Origin of the sequence: Marichromatium purpuratum 984 (assembly GCF_000224005.2) — a bacterium.
Lineage (GTDB): Bacteria > Pseudomonadota > Gammaproteobacteria > Chromatiales > Chromatiaceae > Marichromatium > Marichromatium purpuratum.
Genome location: NZ_CP007031.1, coordinates 3,643,557 through 3,659,009 on the forward strand (window position 1 = coordinate 3,643,557; position 15,453 = coordinate 3,659,009).

Below are 15,453 nucleotides of genomic sequence, written 5' to 3' on the forward strand. Positions count from 1 at the left end.
ACTCAGAACTGGCGCACCTTGATGTTGAGCGTCTGGATGCGGTAGGCGATCTGACGCGGGGTCATGTTGAGCAGCCGCGCCGCCTTGGCCTGGACCCAACCGGCCTCCTCCAGCGCGGCGATCACCCGTTCGCGCTCGTCGAGCCTGGGGTCGCCGAGATCGACCTTGGCCGGCACCGGGCGCGCCAGCGGGCGCGGCGGCTCGTTGGCCATGGCGCTGACGTCCAGCCCGGTCGACTCGACCACCTCGCAGTCGATGCGTCCGTCGATGCTCATCACCGCGGCACGCTCCAGACAGTTCTCCAGCTCGCGCACGTTGCCCGGCCAGTCATGCCGCATCAGCACCCGCAGCGCGCTGTCGCTGATGCTGAGCGCGCGCGCCTGGACGCGGGCGATCTTGTCGACCAGAAAGCGGGCCAGCTCGGGCACGTCCTCGAGCCGCTCGCGCAGCGGCGGCATGCGGATCGGCATCACGTTGAGCCGGTAGTAGAGATCCTCGCGGAACTCGCCGGCACGCACCTCGCTCTCGAGATCGCGGTTGGTGGCGGCGATCACCCGCACATCGACCTTGAGCGTCCGGGTGCCGCCGACGCGCTCGAACTCGCCCTCCTGCAGCACCCGCAGCAGCTTGGCCTGGAACGCGGGGCTGATCTCGCCGATCTCGTCGAGGAACAGGGTACCGCCGTCGGCCTGCTCGAAGCGTCCCTTGCGCTGGGCCGCCGCGCCGGTGAAGGCGCCCTTCTCGTGACCGAACAACTCGGACTCGAGCAGGTTGTCGGGGAGCGCCGCGCAATTGAGCCGCACGAAAGCGCCGCGCGCGCGTGGTGAGTTGTAGTGGATGGCGTTGGCGATCAGTTCCTTGCCGGTACCCGACTCGCCCCGGATCAGCACCGTGGTGTTCCACTTGGCGACCTGGCGCACCTGCTCGAAGACCAGACGCATGGTATCGGCGCGACCGATGATGCTGTCGAAGCCATGGGCGCCGCGCACCTCGCGCCTGAGGGTGTCGCGCTCCTCGCGCAGCGCCCGTTGCTCGGCCTCGACGCGACGCGCCAGGCGCACCGCCTGCCCGATCAGGTTGGCGACCATCTCGAGGAAGTGGGCGCGCTGCTCGAGCAGTGCGCCACCGTCGAGCGGCTGGGCGGCGAGCACCCCGACCGCGCCGGCCTCGCCGAGACGGATCGGCACCCCGATGAAGGGCAGCTCGGGATCGTAGAGACTGAGCCGATCGAGAAAGCGCGGCTCGTCGCCGACACGCGGCAGGATCCAGGGCGCGTTGCTGGCCAGGATCTGACCAATCACGCCCTCGCCGGGACGATAGCTGACGGTCTCGAAGGGCGCCGCCGCCGAGTCGTGGAGCGCACCGATGAGCAGCTCGCCACGCTCGTCGTCGAGCAGGCTGACCATGCCGTGACGCAGCCGCCCCTGTTCGTCGAGCACCGAGAGCACGGCGCTCAGGGTCTGACGCAGGTCGAGCGAGCGGCTGAGCACGCTGCTGACCTCGAACAGCACCCCGAGCTGGGATTCGAGCAGGGCGAGCCGGCGCGCATCCTCGCGCGGCGCCGACACCCCGGGAGTGGGTGAGCGCATGAGATCCTCGACCACGATCAGCGTTCCTGCGACAGGGTGTTGAGCAGCAGCCGCACGCGACAACCGGCGACCGCCTCCGAATCGATCTCGATCGAGCCGCCGTGAGCGGTGACGATCTCCTGGGCCAGCGCCAGCCCCATCCCGGCGTGGCCGCGACGCTGCCGCCAGCCGATGAAGAAGGGCTCGAAGACGCGATAGCGCTCCTCCGCAACGATCCCCGGACCATTGTCCTCGATCTCCACCTCGACCCCGTCGTCGACGCGCCGGGTGCACAGACGCAGCTCGCGCTGCGCCCGCCCGGACTCGCACAGGGCATGGATGGCGTTGTCGACCAGATGCTTGAAGAGCGCGCGCAGCTGATCCTTATGGCTGGTGAACTCGGGCAGCACCGCCGCCGGACGCCAGTCGACCACCACGCCGTTGGCGAGCAGCCGATCGGTCTCGAGTTCGAGCACCTGACGCAGCAGCTCGTTGACATTGACCAGCGCCCCCGGCTCGCGCGGTTCCTCGGGGAGCGCCGAGGTCAGGGTGTCGAGTGCGCGCTGGCCGGAGCGGCTGATCTGATCGAGCATCCCGGCGAGGGTGTCGATGTTGGCCGCGCCGCCGCGCAGCATCGAGGCGGCGGCATTGATGACGTTGATCGGCACCTGGATCTGGTAGATGGCCGCAGCAAGCGCCTCGCGCATGCCGTGCATGCGCTGCTGCTCGGCGAGCCGCGCGCGCAGGTTCTCGAGGTGCGAGCGCTCGATCTCGCGGCGCCGGCTGGTGACCTCGTTGGCGAGCAGCAACACCCGACGCTCACCCCCGATGGTGCGCCCGAAGTAGCTGCGCGCCGAGACATCGGACTCCTCGACCGGGGTCGCCGAGCAGACGAACCAGCGCGGCCCGCCCCCACCTGGGACCTCGATGCCGACCTCCAAGTCCTTGAACCCCTGTCCCGAGACCCCGGCCTCGAACACGTCCACCCCGACCTGCTCGCGCAGCGCGGCGTGCAGCACCTCCAGCGGCTCGCGACCACGCAGATCGCCGAGCAGCTTCTTGTACTCCTGGTTGTCGAGGATGATCCGGCCCTCGTGGTCGAGCAGCACGATCAACGCCGGCGCGGCATCGAGCACGGTCTCGACCCGCGCCTTCTGCTGACGCACCGCGACCTCGAGTTCATGGACCTTGGTGACGTCGCGATGCATGCCGAGGAAGTAGCGCAGCGCGCCGCCGCGATCGAGCACCGGGGCGATGGTCAGTTCGGCGAGATAGTCGTCGCCTCCCTTGGTACGATTGACCAGGGTTCCGGTCCAGGGCTGACGGTGCTCGATGGTGCGCCACAGATGACGATAGATGCTCTCCGGTGTGGCCCTGTTGGAGAGGATCGACTCGTTGCACCCCAGCACCTCCTTGCGGGCGTAACCGGTGAGGGTCTCGAAAGCGCGATTGGCATAGAGGATGGTCGCGCGCGCGTCGGTGATCGAGATCGCCAGCGGCGACTGTTCCACCGCCTCGAAGAACAGCCGGGGCGGCAGTGGATCCTTGGGGTTACCGCCCATCAGGGTGAGCGCTTCCACCACCTCTGGCGGGGTGCCCTCGGGGGGCGCGGCGAGAAAGGCGCCGAGGGCATTGATCACGGCCTCCTGGGTGGCCTCCGGGGCTTGCTGGGGCGACACGGGCATCTCCTCGGGACAGTGGGTCTGGGAAGTCTCTAAGCAATCTGCGTACCGCTTTCAACCGTTCGGCGACCGCCGACATCGATTCCAGACCTTGTCGGCTTTGCGACAGGGCGATCGGCATCCATGCCACAGCCTGTTGGCACCACGACAGACCATCCCCCGCCCGAAGCCGGTGCAAATCCCCGATTGACGCCCTATTCAGGGTCAATCTCGATTTTGGGCACACCGTTTGCTTGAGGGCATGCCAAACGAACGCCGCTATCGTGAGGACCGCCATCCATGGGCGAGTATCTGCTGCTGATCCTCGGCACCGCACTGGTCAACAACGTGGTGCTGGTGAAGTTCCTCGGGCTCTGTCCCTTCATGGGGGTATCGAGCAAGCTCGACTCGGCCCTGGGGATGGGCCTGGCCACCACCTTCGTGCTGACCCTCGCCGCGGTCGCCGGCTGGCTGCTCGAGCATCTGGTGCTCGGACCGCTCGGGCTGGGTTATCTGCGCATCCTCAGCTTCATCCTGGTGATTGCCGCGGTGGTCCAGTTCACCGAGCTGGCGGTGCGCCGGATCTCGCCCGCGCTCTATCAGGTATTGGGCATCTTCCTGCCGCTGATCACCACCAACTGCGCGGTGCTCGGTGTCGCCCTGCTCAACGTGCAGCAATCCCACGACTTCTTCGAGAGCGTGCTCTACGGGCTCGGCTCGGCGCTCGGCTTCACCCTGGTGATGGTGCTCTTCGCCGGACTGCGCGAGCGCCTGGCGGTGGCCGAGGTGCCGGCGGCCTTCGCTGGGGCGCCGATCGCCTTCATCGTCGCCGGACTGCTCTCGCTCGCCTTCATGGGCTTCGCCGGACTCGCCTGAGCCGACGCCCCGCAATCGGAGCCTCAGAGATGCTTGCCGCCATCCTCACCCTCACCGCTCTCGGACTCGCCCTCGGCTGGTTGCTCGGACTCGCCGCGCACCACCTCAAGGTCGAGGACGACCCCATCGTCGAACAAGTCGCCGCGCTGCTGCCCGGCTCACAGTGCGGCCAATGCGGCTACCCCGGCTGCGCGCCCGCGGCCGCGGCGATCGCCAGCGGCGAGGCCGCGGTCACCTGCTGCCCACCGGGCGGGCGGGCGCTGGCCGAGACGCTGGCCGAACTACTCGGGGTCGAGGTCGATCTCGCCGGGGTCGACGAGCAGTCGCCACAGCTCGCCCACATCCACGACGAACTCTGCATCGGCTGCACCAAGTGCCTCAAACGCTGCCCGACCGATGCCATCATGGGGGCCAACAACATGATCCACGTCGTCTTCCCGGAGGCCTGCACCGGCTGCGGTCTGTGCGCCGCCGCCTGCCCCACCGAGGGCATCGAGATGCGCTCCGAGCGTCCCACCCCGCAGACCTGGTACTGGCCCCGGCCGGAGCCGGAGGTGGCCACACGATGAATGCCCTGCGCCAACTGTTGCACCGCCCCGCCAACCGCATCCACCCGCTGCGCGGCGGCGTCCACCCCGATGACCGCAAGGCGCTGGCCGCGAGCGCGCCGATCACCGAGCTGGCGCTGCCCGAACGCCTCGACCTGCCGCTGCAGCAGCACATCGGCGCCAGCGCCGCGCCACTGGTGCGCAAGGGTCAGCGGGTGGCCAAGGGCGAGCCGATCGCTCGCGCCCAGGGATCGATCTCGGCGCCGCTGCACGCGCCGACCTCGGGACGGGTGATCGCCATCGCCGAGCGCCCGGCCCATCACCCCTCGGGACTGGCGATGCCGACGATCAGCATCGAGCCCGACGGCGAGGAGCGCTGGCACTCAGCGATCTCTCCCTGCGACGATCCGCTCGCCCTCGACCCGACGACCATCGCCGAGCGGGTCGCCGCGGCAGGCATCGTCGGGCTCGGCGGTGCAACCTTCCCGGCCGCGATCAAGCTCAATCTCGGCGCCAGCCATCCATTGCACACCTTGGTGATCAACGGCGCCGAGTGCGAGCCCTATCTCACCTGCGACGACCGGCTGATGCGCGAGCGCGCCGAGGCGGTGATCGACGGTGCACGCATCATGGCCCACGCACTCGGCGTCGGTGGGATCCTGGTGGCGATCGAAGACAACAAGCCCGAGGCGGCGGCGGCCATCGAGACGGCCGCCGCCGGGTTCGACGCGATCACCCTGATCCGGGTGCCGACCCGCTACCCGATGGGTTCCGAACGCCATCTGGTGCAGGCGCTCATCGGTCGCGAGACCCCGGCGCGGGCACTGACCGCCCAACTCGGCGTGGTGGTGCACAACCCGGCCACCGCCTTCGCGGTCCATCAGGCACTGCGTCTGGGCCAGCCGCTGATCGCGCGGGTGGTCACTCTCAGCGGCGCGGCGATCGCACGCCCGGCCAACCTGTGGGTACCGCTCGGCACCTCGGTGGAGACGCTGATCGCGCACTGCGGCGGACTCACCGAGGACGACGTCCGGCTGGTGAGCGGCGGGCCGATGATGGGCCAGCCGCTGCCGGGCACCCAGGTGCCGACCACCAAGGGCTGCAACGGCATCCTCGCCCTCGGCGCCGCCGAGCGCGCGCCCGGCCAGACCATGCCCTGCACCCGCTGCGGACGCTGCGTCGAGGTCTGCCCCTGTGGCCTGGTGCCGCTGGAGCTGGGCGCGCACATCCGCGCCGGCGACCTCGAGGGCGCCGCCGCGCGCGGGCTCCACGACTGTCTCGGCTGCGGCTCCTGCGCCTACACCTGCCCCTCGCAACAGCCGCTGGCGCAGTACATCGCCCACGCCAAGGGCGAGCTGGCCGCGCGCGAGCGCGCCAAGCGCAAGCAGGCCGAGACCAAGGCGCTGGCCGAGCAGCGCACCGCGCGACTCGAGGCGATCAAGCGCGCCAAGCGCGAGGCGATGGCCAAGCGCAAGCGCGAGGCCGCGCGCAAGCAGGCCGAGCAGCAGGCCGCCCAGGCCGAGCAGACCGAGACGGAGCACTGAGACCATGCACATCGCACCCCCGGCGATCGCCGGCCCCTTCGTCCACGGCGGCGCGAGCATCGCCCGCGACATGCGTCTGGTGATGCTCGCGCTGCTGCCGGCCACCCTGTTCGGGCTGTGGCAGTTCGGCTGGCCGGCGCTGCTGTTGTTCGCCATCACCCTCGCCACCGTGGTGGTCACCGAGGCGCTCTGTCTGTGGCTCGCCGGGCGCCCGCTGCGCCCCTTCCTCGGTGACGGCTCGGCGCTGCTCACCGGCTGGCTGCTCGCGCTCAGCCTGCCGCCCTGGGCGCCCTGGTGGATCGGGGTGATCGGCGGGGTGATCGCAATCCTGATCGCCAAGCAGGTGTTCGGCGGCATCGGTCAGAACCCCTTCAACCCGGCGATGGTGGCGCGGGTGGCACTGTTGATCGCCTTCCCGGTGGAGATGACCAGCTTCGTCGCCCCCGTCCCACTCGGCAGCGATGCCGCCCCGGGACTCGGCGAGGCGCTGGCCATCGTCCAGGGTGGCGCGCCGATCGATGCCTACAGCGGCGCCACCACACTCGGCGTGGTACGCACCGCGCTCGATCAGGGCGAGACGCTCGGCGGCGTGCTCGGCGCAAGCTTCGCGCCGCTCGAGGCCGCGCTCGGCCTCCACGGCGGCAGTCTCGGCGAGACCTCGGCGCTGTTGCTGCTGCTCGGCGGCCTCGGCCTGATCCTCACCCGGGTGATCGGCTGGCAGATCCCGGCGGCGATGCTCGGCACCCTTGCCCTGCTCGCCACGGTGATGCACATCCACGACCCGACCCAGTACCCCGACGCCACCTATCACCTGCTCGGCGGCGCCACCATGCTCGGTGCCTTCTTCATCGCCACCGACCCCACCACATCGCCGGTGACCATGCGCGGTCGCCTGATCTTCGGTGCCGGTTGCGGGCTGCTGATCTATGTCATCCGCACCTGGGCGGGTTACCCCGAAGGGGTCGCCTTCGCGGTGCTGCTGATGAACGCCTGCACCCCGGTGATCGACCACTACGTCCGCCCCCGCATCCACGGCCGCGATCGTCGCGGTCGTGCGCTGATCGGTGCCGAGACCCTGGAGACCCGCCGATGAGCACCCTCGCCGAACCCAGTTATCGCTCACGCGTCGGCTACCAGGCCGGACTGCTCGGCGGTTTCGCCCTGCTCGCCGCAGCACTCCTGGTGATGGGTGACATCGCCACCCGCGAGGCCATCGCCCTGCGCGAGGCCGAAGACCTCAGGGCGACCCTCACCCAGGTGATCCCGGCCGAGCTGCACGACAACGACCTGCTCGATGCCACCGTTCCCCTGAACGATGACGTCGGACACACGGTCACCGTCTATCGCGCGTTGCGCGACGGCGCGGTCAGCGCGCTGGCCTTCCCGGTGGTCGGCAACGGCTATGCCGGCGACATCCGGCTGATGCTCGGTGTCGATCCCGAGGGGCGCATCCTCGGGGTACGGGTACTCGCCCACACCGAGACCCCCGGGCTCGGCGACAAGATCGAGCTGGCCAAGGACGACTGGATCCTCGACTTCGACGGTCGCGCGCTCGGCGACCCGCCGCTGGAGCGTTGGGCGGTGGCCAAGGACGGGGGAGATTTCGACCAGTTCAGCGGCGCGACCATCACCCCGCGCGCGGTGGTGCGCGCGGTGCGCGCCGGGCTCGAACGCTTCGCCGCCGCGCGCAGCCGGCTCATCGTCGCGCCCGACCGGCTCGACACCGCAGAGGAGTGACCCCGATGACACAGACAGACCCGACCGACTGGCGACGCATCGCCACCGACGGCATCTGGAACAACAACGTGGTGCTCGGTCAGGCGCTCGCGCTCTGCCCGCTGCTGGCGGTCACCGCCACCGCCACCAACGGGCTCGGGCTGGGGCTGGCCAGCACCTTGGTGATGACCCTCTCCGGGGTGCTGGTAGCCCTGGTACGCGGCTTGGTGACGCCGGAGGTCCGCATCCCGGTGTTCATCCTGGTGATCGCGGTGCTGGTCACCCTGGTCGACCTGGCGATGAACGCCTGGCTGCACGACCTGCACAAGGTGCTCGGGTTGTTCATCCCCTTGATCGTCACCAACTGCGCCATCCTCGGGCGCGCCGAGTCCTTCGCCTCGCGCAACCCGGTGCTGCCCTCGGCCTTCGACGGCCTGATGATGGGCGTCGGTTTCACCCTGGTGCTGGTGGCGCTCGGCGCGATGCGCGAGATCATCGGCAGCGCCACCCTGTTCGCCGACGCCTCGCTGTTGCTCGGCGAGTCGATGGCCTTTCTGGAACTGACCCTGATCCCCGACTATCCCGGCTTCCTGCTCGCGATCCTGCCCCCGGGCGGCTTCCTCGCCCTCGGCTTCATGCTCGCCGGCAAGCGGGTGATCGACACCTGGCGCGCACGCGCGCGTCACCGCGACGCGGCCCCGACGCCGGCCTGAACGGGAGCGAACCATGACAGAGCACAGCAGCATGCGAATCGGTGTCGCCTATGCCAGCAAGGATCAACGCGTCTGGCTGAGGATCGAGGTACCGGAGGAGACCACGGTGGGCGAGGCGATCGCGCGATCGGGGATGCTCGAACGCTTCCCCGAGATCGACCTCGAGGTCAACCGGGTCGGGATCTTCGGCCGCTTCGTCACCCTCGAACGGACGCTCGCGCCCGAGGAGCGGGTGGAGATCTATCGTTCGATCGACGCCGACCCGCAGACCGTCGAGCGGCGCGACCGGGACTGAGCCGCGACCGCCATTGCATTTGCAAAGGGGACGGTGGCGGGCTATACCCCAAGCCGAGGCGGGCAAGGGTCCGCCAGCTGCGGGAGCGCGGGAATGGGCATCAGGAGATGGCGGATGGAGGCACGACCGGGGATCACGGGGCGAGCACCATCCACGCGCTGGCGCAGCACGCTCGGCCTCATCGCCCTGCTCGGTCTCGTCTGGCTGCCGGTCGCACCCGTCCCGGCCAACCCGCCGGCGGCAATCGCCTCCGCCGCCAACCCGCTGCGACCTCCCGACACCTCGAGCCCCAGGGCGACGCTGCAGAGCCTGCTGACCAACCTCGAGCGCGTCCACGCCATCGCCCTCGATCCCGCACGGCCACGCAACGACACCCTGGTGCCGCTGCAACGGGCGGCGCGTACCCTCAACCTCAGCGAGATCCCCGAGCGCCTTGCCGCCAACATCGGCATCGAGCGCGCGCTGCTGCTCAAAGAGATCATCGACCGGGTCGGACTACCCGCGCTCGCCGAGGTCCCGGACGCACGCTCGGTCGAGCGGCACGACCTCACCCGCTGGCGCATCCCCAACACCGAGATCATTATCGCCCGGGTCGAGAGCGGGCCGCGCGCGGGCGAGTTCCTGTTCACCCCGGGGACGCTCGATCGTCTCGAGGACGACTATGACCGGGTGGCCGCGTTGCCCTACCTGCCCGAGGCCACCCCTGGACTCTACGACGCCTACATCTCCACCCCGGGGCGCGGACTCAGCCTCGACTGGGGGCGGACGCTGCCGGACTGGCTGACCCGGCAATGGCTCGGCCAGACCCTGTGGCAGTGGCTCGCCACCGGCGTCGCGCTTGGTCTCGGCGCGCTGCTCGCCAGCGCGCTGCTGCGCGCCGGTCGGCGCGCCGACCAGCGGCGCACGGACACCTCCAGGCGGGGGGGTACCATCCTCGCGCTCGGCGCGGTGGCGCTCCTGCTGCAGGGGCTCGAATACCTGATCGATGTCCAGATCAATCTCACCGGCGCGGTCGTGATCACCGTCAAACAGGGCTTCGTGCTGGTGCTCTACACCGTGCTCGCCTGGCTGGTGGCGTTGCTGCTCAACCAGACCGCCGAGGCGATCATCCGCTCGCGCCGGCTGCGCCCGCGCGGCATCGACAGCCAACTGCTGCGGCTCGGCTTCCGCCTGCTGAGCATCATCGCCATCGCCGCACTGGTGATCGACGGCGCCCAACGCATCGGCCTGCCCGCCTATTCGGTGATCACCGGACTCGGGGTCGGCGGCCTGGCGGTGGCGCTCGCCGCGCGCGAGACCCTCGCCAACCTGTTCGGCTCGCTGGCGATCATGTTCGACCACCCCTTCCGCATCGGCGACTGGATCAAGATGGGGAACTACGAGGGCACGGTCGAGGACATCGGCTTTCGCAGCACCCGCATCCGCACCTTCTACGACTCGGTGCTGGCGGTGCCCAACGCCTACACCATGAATGCCACCATCGACAACATGGGCAAGCGCGACCACCGCCGCGTCTACACCACCATCGATCTGCGCTACGACACCCCGCCGGAACGTGTCGAGGCCTTTCTCGAGGGTATCAAGGGGGTCATCCGCGCCAACCCGGCGACCCGCAAGGACGGTTTCCACGTGGTGGTGAGCGACCTCGGCGCGCACGGCATCACGGTCATGCTCTATTTCTTCCTCACCGTGCCCGACTGGGCGACCGAGCTGGTCGAGCGCCAGCGCGTGTTGCTGGAGGTGGTGCGTCTGGCCGAGCAGCTCGGCGTCGCGTTCGCCTTCCCCACCCAGACGCTGGAGATCGATGCCACGCCCGAGCAGCCGCACGCGCCGGCGCCCCCACTGCCCGCCGAGCAGCTCGTCGAGATCGCCCGCGACTTCGGTCCCGGCGGACGGCAGGGCCGCCCGCGCGGGCTCGGGCTCCACACGCCCCCGCACGAGGAGACCTGACCCGCGGCGGCGACCGCCGCAAATTCGCAACATCCCTGTGCGAAGATGGAACGTTGGCATGTCGGCGCCGATGGCGCCGAAACCACTCCCCCAAGCATGAGGATCGATTCGATGACCGACAGCCTGACCCTGGTGCAGAAACAGCGCGCTCACCTGCAAGAAGCCGTCGACGCGCTGGGACAGCTCGCGCTCACGGCACTGCGCCACTCGGTCGACTGTCTCGAGCAACACGATCCGGCGCTGGCCGCGCGGATCGTCGCCGACGACGCCGAGATCAACCAGCAGCGCCGCCTGCTCGAACAGGAGTGCCTGGTAACCCTGGCCGCCTACAAGCCCGCAGGCGCCGATCTACGCGCTGTCGGCGCCTGCATGGAACTGGCCAGCGAACTCGAACGCATCGGCGACTATGCTGCCGACATCGCCCGTCTCCTCGTCAAACGTGGCGAGACGCCCTTCCCCGCCGAGCCGGTGGCGGCGATCACCGCCCTCGCCAACACTGCGATCAACATGCTCGAGACCACCCTGCAGGTCTTCGCCGACAACGGCGACGAGGCGCGCGCGCGCGCCGCGGTGGCCGCCGAAGAGCAGGTCGACCGCGACGAGCACGCCTTCATCGAGCAGGTGTTGGAGCGGATGCGCGAGGATCCCGAGTTCGCCGTCACCGGCACCCAGTTGCTGTGGATCGCGCACAACTACGAGCGGGTCGCCGACCGCGCGACCAATGTCGCCGAGCGCGCGATCTATGTCGCCTCGGGCAAGACCCCCGACCTGGATTGAGCGCGTGCGCCGGCGGCTAGCGCGCCGGCAGCGTCAGCCCGTCCTTGCCGGCGCGCTGCAGCTGGGCGCGCACCCGCTCGGCATCGGCCTTGTTGGCGTAGGGACCGAGACGTACCCGGTGATAGACCGCGCCGCTGTCGAGGGTGACGCGTTCAATCCGGCTGGAGAGCCCGAGCAGACCGAGTTCGGCGCGCAGCGTCTCGGCATCGGCATTGCGCTTGAACGAACCCGCCTGGACGACATAGCCGCCGGTGGCGGCGGGGCGCTCAAGGCTGGCCGATGGCGGCGGAGTCTGCGGCTGGGGCGGCGGCTCTGGCTGGGGACGGGGCGCCGGCGGCGGGGGTGGCGGGGCGTCGGTCTCGATCTCGACCTCGGCATCGCGCAGCAGAGCAGGAAACTGGAAGTCGGGTTGCACCGGCACCGGCCGCGAGGCCGGCGCCGCGCGGCCGTCGGTCTCCGCGCCCACCTCGGGCTCGGGCATCCAGTACAGACTGGCGCCGAAGGCACCGAGCAGGGCGCCGAACAGGAACCACCAGACGCAGGAGCGCGACTGCTGGCGCTTCGGGCTGGGGCGGGTCGCGCCACTGCGTCGGTAGTCCCTGGTCATCTCACATGTTCTCCGGCGCGCTCACCCCGAGCAGCCCCAGGCCATTGCGCAGCACCTGACGCACGGCGAGGATCAGCTTGATCCGGGCATCGCGCAGCGCAGCGTCATCGACCAGGAACTGGTGGGCGTTGTAATAGGTGTGCAGCTCGTTGGCGAGATCGCGCAGATAGTGGGTGAGCTGATGCGGTTCGGCCTTGAGCGCGGCACCCTCGACCACCTCCGGATAACGTCCGATGGAGCGCAGCAGCGCCTGCTCCTGGGGCTCGACCAGGCGGTCGAGATGGGTGGTGCCGCCGCTCGGCTCGATGACGATGCCGCGCTCGGCGGCCTGGCGCAGCACGCTGCAGACGCGGGCGTGGGCGTACTGGACGTAGTAGACCGGGTTGTCCGAGGACTCGGACTTGGCCAGGTCGAGATCGAAGTCGAGATGCTGCTCGCAGCGACGCATGACGTAGAAGAAGCGCGCCGCGTCGCGCCCGACCTCCTCGCGCAGCTGACGCAGGGTGACGAACTCGCCCGAGCGGGTCGACATCTGCGCCTTCTCGCCGCCGCGATAGAGGATGGCGAACTGCACCAGCAGCACCTCGAGACGGCTGGCATCGTCGCCGAGCGCCTCGAGCGCGGCCTTCACCCGCGGCACATAGCCGTGGTGGTCGGCGCCCCAGATGTCGATCACCCGCTCGAAGCCGCGCTCGAGCTTGTCCATGTGATAGGCGATGTCGGAGGCGAAGTAGGTGGTCTGACCGTTGTCGCGCACCACCACCCGGTCCTTCTCGTCGCCGAAGTCGGTGGAGCGGAACCAGAGCGCGCCGTTCTGCTCGTAGACGTGCCCGGACGCGCGCAGCCGCTCGATGGCCTTGTTGACCGCACCGCTCTCGGTGAGCGTGCGCTCGGAGTACCACTCCTGATAGTCGACGCCGAAGCCGGCGAGATCGTCGCGGATATCGTCGAGGATGGTGTTGAGTCCGAGCTCGAAGACGAAGCGATAGCGGTTGTCGCCAAGCAGGCGCTTGGCCGCCGCGATCAGGTCGTCGATGTGCGCCTCCTTGTCACCGCCGCCGGCGCCGTCGTCATCGGCCGCCACCCCGGCGAAGACCGCATCGGCCGGCACCCGGTAGGCGTCGCCGTGCTCGCGGTGCAGGGTCGCGGCGATGTCCCAGACGTAGTCGCCCTTGTAGCCGTTGCTCGGGAAGGTCAGCTCCTCGCCGCAGAGTTCGAGATAGCGCAGCCACACCGAGGTGCCGAGGATATCCATCTGGCGACCGGCGTCGTTGACGTAGTACTCGCGGTGGACGTCGAAGCCGACCGCGGCGAGCAGATCGGCGACCACGCTGCCGTAGGCCGCGCCGCGACCGTGACCGACGTGCAGCGGTCCGGTGGGATTGGCCGAGACGAACTCGACCTGCACCCGACGTCCGGCGCCGACCTGGCTGCGCCCGTAGTCGGGCCCGGCGGTCATGATCTGCGGCACCAGGGCGTGGTAGGCGGCCTCGGTGAGGAAGAAGTTGATGAAGCCGGGACCGGCGATCTCGACCCGCGCCACGGCGGCGGAGGCGGGCAGCGCCTCGACCAGTCGCTGCGCCAGGTCGCGCGGCTTGGTGCGCGCCTGCTTGGCCAGCACCATGGCGATATTGGTGGCGAAGTCGCCGTGGGCCGGATCCCTGGTGCGATCGAGCTGGGGCTCGGGCAGCGCCTCGAGCGCGAGGGTGCCGTCTGCGACGAGACGCCCGAGGGCGTCGCGGATGAGTTCGATGATATCTTGCTTCATGCAGGCCTACGACCAGGCCGCGCCGCGCCGACGCGAGATCCGCGCGACCCCTGGGACGGGGCCGGGACCGGCAATCGGCGGCGCAAGCCGCAATGGAGATGGAAAGTGCTCGGGCGCCGGATCGATCGGGCGGCAGCCCTGATCCTGTCTAAGCATACCCGAATCCGTCGCCACGAGGGAGACGCGACACCGGGCGGCAGCGGCACGAGCGTGGAATCCGCGCCTGCCCCCAAGGTACGGCGGACATGCCGGGCGAGCGGCGCTCGACGGTCATCTCCGGCGCAGCGACCTACACGCTTCGGTTTATAATGCTTCGCTCCATCGACAATCCAGCAACGCCCATGCCCATGTACCAGACCGACGACCTGCGCATCCGCGACATCAAAGAAGTCCGCTCACCGAAGGCGTTGCACGAGGAGTTTCCGCTCTCCGAGGCCGCCTCGGCGACCGTCTATGGCACCCGTCACGCGATCCAGCGCATCCTCCACGGCGAGGACGATCGCCTGCTGGTGATCATCGGTCCCTGCTCGGTGCACGACCCCGACGCCGCGATCGAGTACGCCCGCAAGCTCAAGCCGCTGCGCGAGCGCTTCGCCGAGCAGTTGCAGGTGGTGATGCGGGTCTATTTCGAGAAGCCGCGCACCACCGTCGGCTGGAAGGGGCTGATCAACGACCCCGGACTCGACGGCAGCTTCGAGATCAACCAGGGGCTGGGCATCGCCCGCAAGCTGCTGCTCGATCTCAACGACATGGGCATGCCCGCCGGCACCGAGTTCCTCGACCTGATCAGCCCCCAGTACCTCGCCGACCTGATCAGCTGGGGGGCGATCGGCGCGCGCACCACCGAGAGCCAGGGCCATCGCGAGCTGACCTCCGGGCTGTCCTGCCCGGTCGGCTTCAAGAACGCCACCAACGGCGACGTCAAGGTGGCGATCGACGCCATCCACGCCGCCGCCCGTCCCCATGTCTTCATGTCGGTCACCAAGGAGGGACGCTCGGCGATCTTCAGCACCACCGGCAACGTCGACACCCATGTCATCCTGCGCGGCGGCCAGCGTCCGAACTACGACACCGAGAGCGTGCACATCGCCGCCGACCAGATCGTCGAGTCGGGGCTGACGCCGAAGGTCATGATCGACTGCAGCCACGCCAACAGCCGCAAGAAGCCGGAGAAGCAGGTGCGCGTCTGTCAGGACGTGGCCGGACAGGTGGCGCGCGGCGAGCAGTGCATCATCGGCGCGATGATCGAGGGCAACCTGGTCGCCGGGCGGCAGAACCTCGGTGACGGCAAGGGGTTGGTTCACGGCCAGAGCATCACCGACGCCTGCGTCGGCTGGGACGACACCGAGCCCATGCTCCAGGCACTGGCCGACGCCGTGGAGCAGCGCCGCGCCGCGCGCGCCCGCGGGCGCGACTGAGACCGCCGGCCT

Annotated in this window: 14 protein-coding genes; 10 read left to right on the forward strand and 4 right to left on the reverse strand. The window is 69.5% G+C overall.

All coding sequences use genetic code 11. The annotated features are described in order from the left end of the window. Positions 1-2: 2 nt before the first annotated feature. On the reverse strand, positions 3-1,589 hold the full coding sequence (nifA, locus tag MARPU_RS15840; RefSeq protein WP_005223098.1) for a nif-specific transcriptional activator NifA: 1,587 nt from the start codon (positions 1,587-1,589) through the stop codon (positions 3-5). 17 nt (positions 1,590-1,606) lie between these two features. Continuing rightward, positions 1,607-3,253, reverse strand: a complete 1,647-nt coding sequence (gene nifL, locus MARPU_RS15845) for a nitrogen fixation negative regulator NifL (protein WP_025275400.1) — start codon at positions 3,251-3,253, stop codon at positions 1,607-1,609. A gap of 276 nt (positions 3,254-3,529) precedes the next feature. Between nifL and rsxA the strand changes: the two genes are divergently transcribed. The 9 genes from rsxA (at position 3,530) to phoU (ending at position 11,648) form a co-directional block, all read left to right on the forward strand. Continuing rightward, positions 3,530-4,105: an electron transport complex subunit RsxA gene (gene rsxA, locus MARPU_RS15850; RefSeq protein ID WP_005223102.1), complete on the forward strand. Its 576-nt coding sequence runs from the start codon at positions 3,530-3,532 to the stop codon at positions 4,103-4,105. Positions 4,106-4,134: 29 nt separating this feature from the next. Beyond that, positions 4,135-4,674 carry an electron transport complex subunit RsxB gene (gene rsxB / locus MARPU_RS15855; protein WP_005223103.1) on the forward strand — a complete coding sequence of 180 codons (540 nt, stop codon included), beginning with the start codon at positions 4,135-4,137 and terminating at the stop codon, positions 4,672-4,674. After that, a complete protein-coding gene (gene rsxC / locus MARPU_RS15860; protein WP_005223104.1) occupies positions 4,671-6,197 on the forward strand; it encodes an electron transport complex subunit RsxC in 1,527 nt (508 codons plus the stop codon). Before rsxB ends, rsxC begins: the two co-directional genes overlap by 4 nt. A 4-nt stretch (positions 6,198-6,201) precedes the next feature. Further along, complete coding sequence (locus MARPU_RS15865) at positions 6,202-7,290, forward strand: RnfABCDGE type electron transport complex subunit D (RefSeq protein ID WP_005223106.1); 1,089 nt, start codon at positions 6,202-6,204, stop codon at positions 7,288-7,290. Then, positions 7,287-7,934, forward strand: coding sequence for an electron transport complex subunit RsxG (gene rsxG, locus MARPU_RS15870; protein ID WP_005223107.1), 648 nt, complete (start codon positions 7,287-7,289; stop codon positions 7,932-7,934). Before MARPU_RS15865 ends, rsxG begins: the two co-directional genes overlap by 4 nt. A 5-nt stretch (positions 7,935-7,939) precedes the next feature. Then, positions 7,940-8,626, forward strand: coding sequence for an electron transport complex subunit E (locus tag MARPU_RS15875; RefSeq protein ID WP_005223109.1), 687 nt, complete (start codon positions 7,940-7,942; stop codon positions 8,624-8,626). A gap of 13 nt (positions 8,627-8,639) precedes the next feature. Further along, entirely contained in the window at positions 8,640-8,921 is a 282-nt protein-coding gene (locus MARPU_RS15880) for an RnfH family protein (RefSeq protein WP_005223110.1), read from the forward strand. Positions 8,922-9,035: 114 nt separating this feature from the next. Then, entirely contained in the window at positions 9,036-10,871 is a 1,836-nt protein-coding gene (locus MARPU_RS15885; RefSeq protein ID WP_005223112.1) for a mechanosensitive ion channel family protein, read from the forward strand. Between the two features lie 111 nt (positions 10,872-10,982). Then, positions 10,983-11,648 carry a phosphate signaling complex protein PhoU gene (phoU, locus tag MARPU_RS15890; RefSeq protein ID WP_005223120.1) on the forward strand — a complete coding sequence of 222 codons (666 nt, stop codon included), beginning with the start codon at positions 10,983-10,985 and terminating at the stop codon, positions 11,646-11,648. A 16-nt stretch (positions 11,649-11,664) separates the two neighbouring features. Here phoU and MARPU_RS15895 read toward each other — a convergent pair whose 3' ends face one another. After that, positions 11,665-12,255, reverse strand: coding sequence for an SPOR domain-containing protein (locus MARPU_RS15895; RefSeq protein WP_005223122.1), 591 nt, complete (start codon positions 12,253-12,255; stop codon positions 11,665-11,667). 1 nt (position 12,256) lies between these two features. Beyond that, positions 12,257-14,023, reverse strand: a complete 1,767-nt coding sequence (gene argS / locus MARPU_RS15900) for an arginine--tRNA ligase (protein ID WP_005223124.1) — start codon at positions 14,021-14,023, stop codon at positions 12,257-12,259. 347 nt (positions 14,024-14,370) lie between these two features. On the opposite strand from argS, the gene MARPU_RS15905 reads away from it, so the two are divergent. Then, positions 14,371-15,441, forward strand: a complete 1,071-nt coding sequence (locus MARPU_RS15905; RefSeq protein ID WP_005223126.1) for a 3-deoxy-7-phosphoheptulonate synthase — start codon at positions 14,371-14,373, stop codon at positions 15,439-15,441. Positions 15,442-15,453: the final 12 nt, after the last annotated feature.

Bases quoted from the DNA above. Each gene is read 5' to 3' on its own strand.
- nifA (WP_005223098.1), bottom strand. From the start codon at position 1,589: ATGCGCTCACCCACTCCCGGGGTGTCGGCGCCGCGCGAGGATGCGCGC.
- nifL (WP_025275400.1), bottom strand. From the start codon at position 3,253: ATGCCCGTGTCGCCCCAGCAAGCCCCGGAGGCCACCCAGGAGGCCGTG.
- rsxA (WP_005223102.1), top strand. From the start codon at position 3,530: ATGGGCGAGTATCTGCTGCTGATCCTCGGCACCGCACTGGTCAACAAC.
- rsxB (WP_005223103.1), top strand. From the start codon at position 4,135: ATGCTTGCCGCCATCCTCACCCTCACCGCTCTCGGACTCGCCCTCGGC.
- rsxC (WP_005223104.1), top strand. From the start codon at position 4,671: ATGAATGCCCTGCGCCAACTGTTGCACCGCCCCGCCAACCGCATCCAC.
- MARPU_RS15865 (WP_005223106.1), top strand. From the start codon at position 6,202: ATGCACATCGCACCCCCGGCGATCGCCGGCCCCTTCGTCCACGGCGGC.
- rsxG (WP_005223107.1), top strand. From the start codon at position 7,287: ATGAGCACCCTCGCCGAACCCAGTTATCGCTCACGCGTCGGCTACCAG.
- MARPU_RS15875 (WP_005223109.1), top strand. From the start codon at position 7,940: ATGACACAGACAGACCCGACCGACTGGCGACGCATCGCCACCGACGGC.
- MARPU_RS15880 (WP_005223110.1), top strand. From the start codon at position 8,640: ATGACAGAGCACAGCAGCATGCGAATCGGTGTCGCCTATGCCAGCAAG.
- MARPU_RS15885 (WP_005223112.1), top strand. From the start codon at position 9,036: ATGGAGGCACGACCGGGGATCACGGGGCGAGCACCATCCACGCGCTGG.
- phoU (WP_005223120.1), top strand. From the start codon at position 10,983: ATGACCGACAGCCTGACCCTGGTGCAGAAACAGCGCGCTCACCTGCAA.
- MARPU_RS15895 (WP_005223122.1), bottom strand. From the start codon at position 12,255: ATGACCAGGGACTACCGACGCAGTGGCGCGACCCGCCCCAGCCCGAAG.
- argS (WP_005223124.1), bottom strand. From the start codon at position 14,023: ATGAAGCAAGATATCATCGAACTCATCCGCGACGCCCTCGGGCGTCTC.
- MARPU_RS15905 (WP_005223126.1), top strand. From the start codon at position 14,371: ATGTACCAGACCGACGACCTGCGCATCCGCGACATCAAAGAAGTCCGC.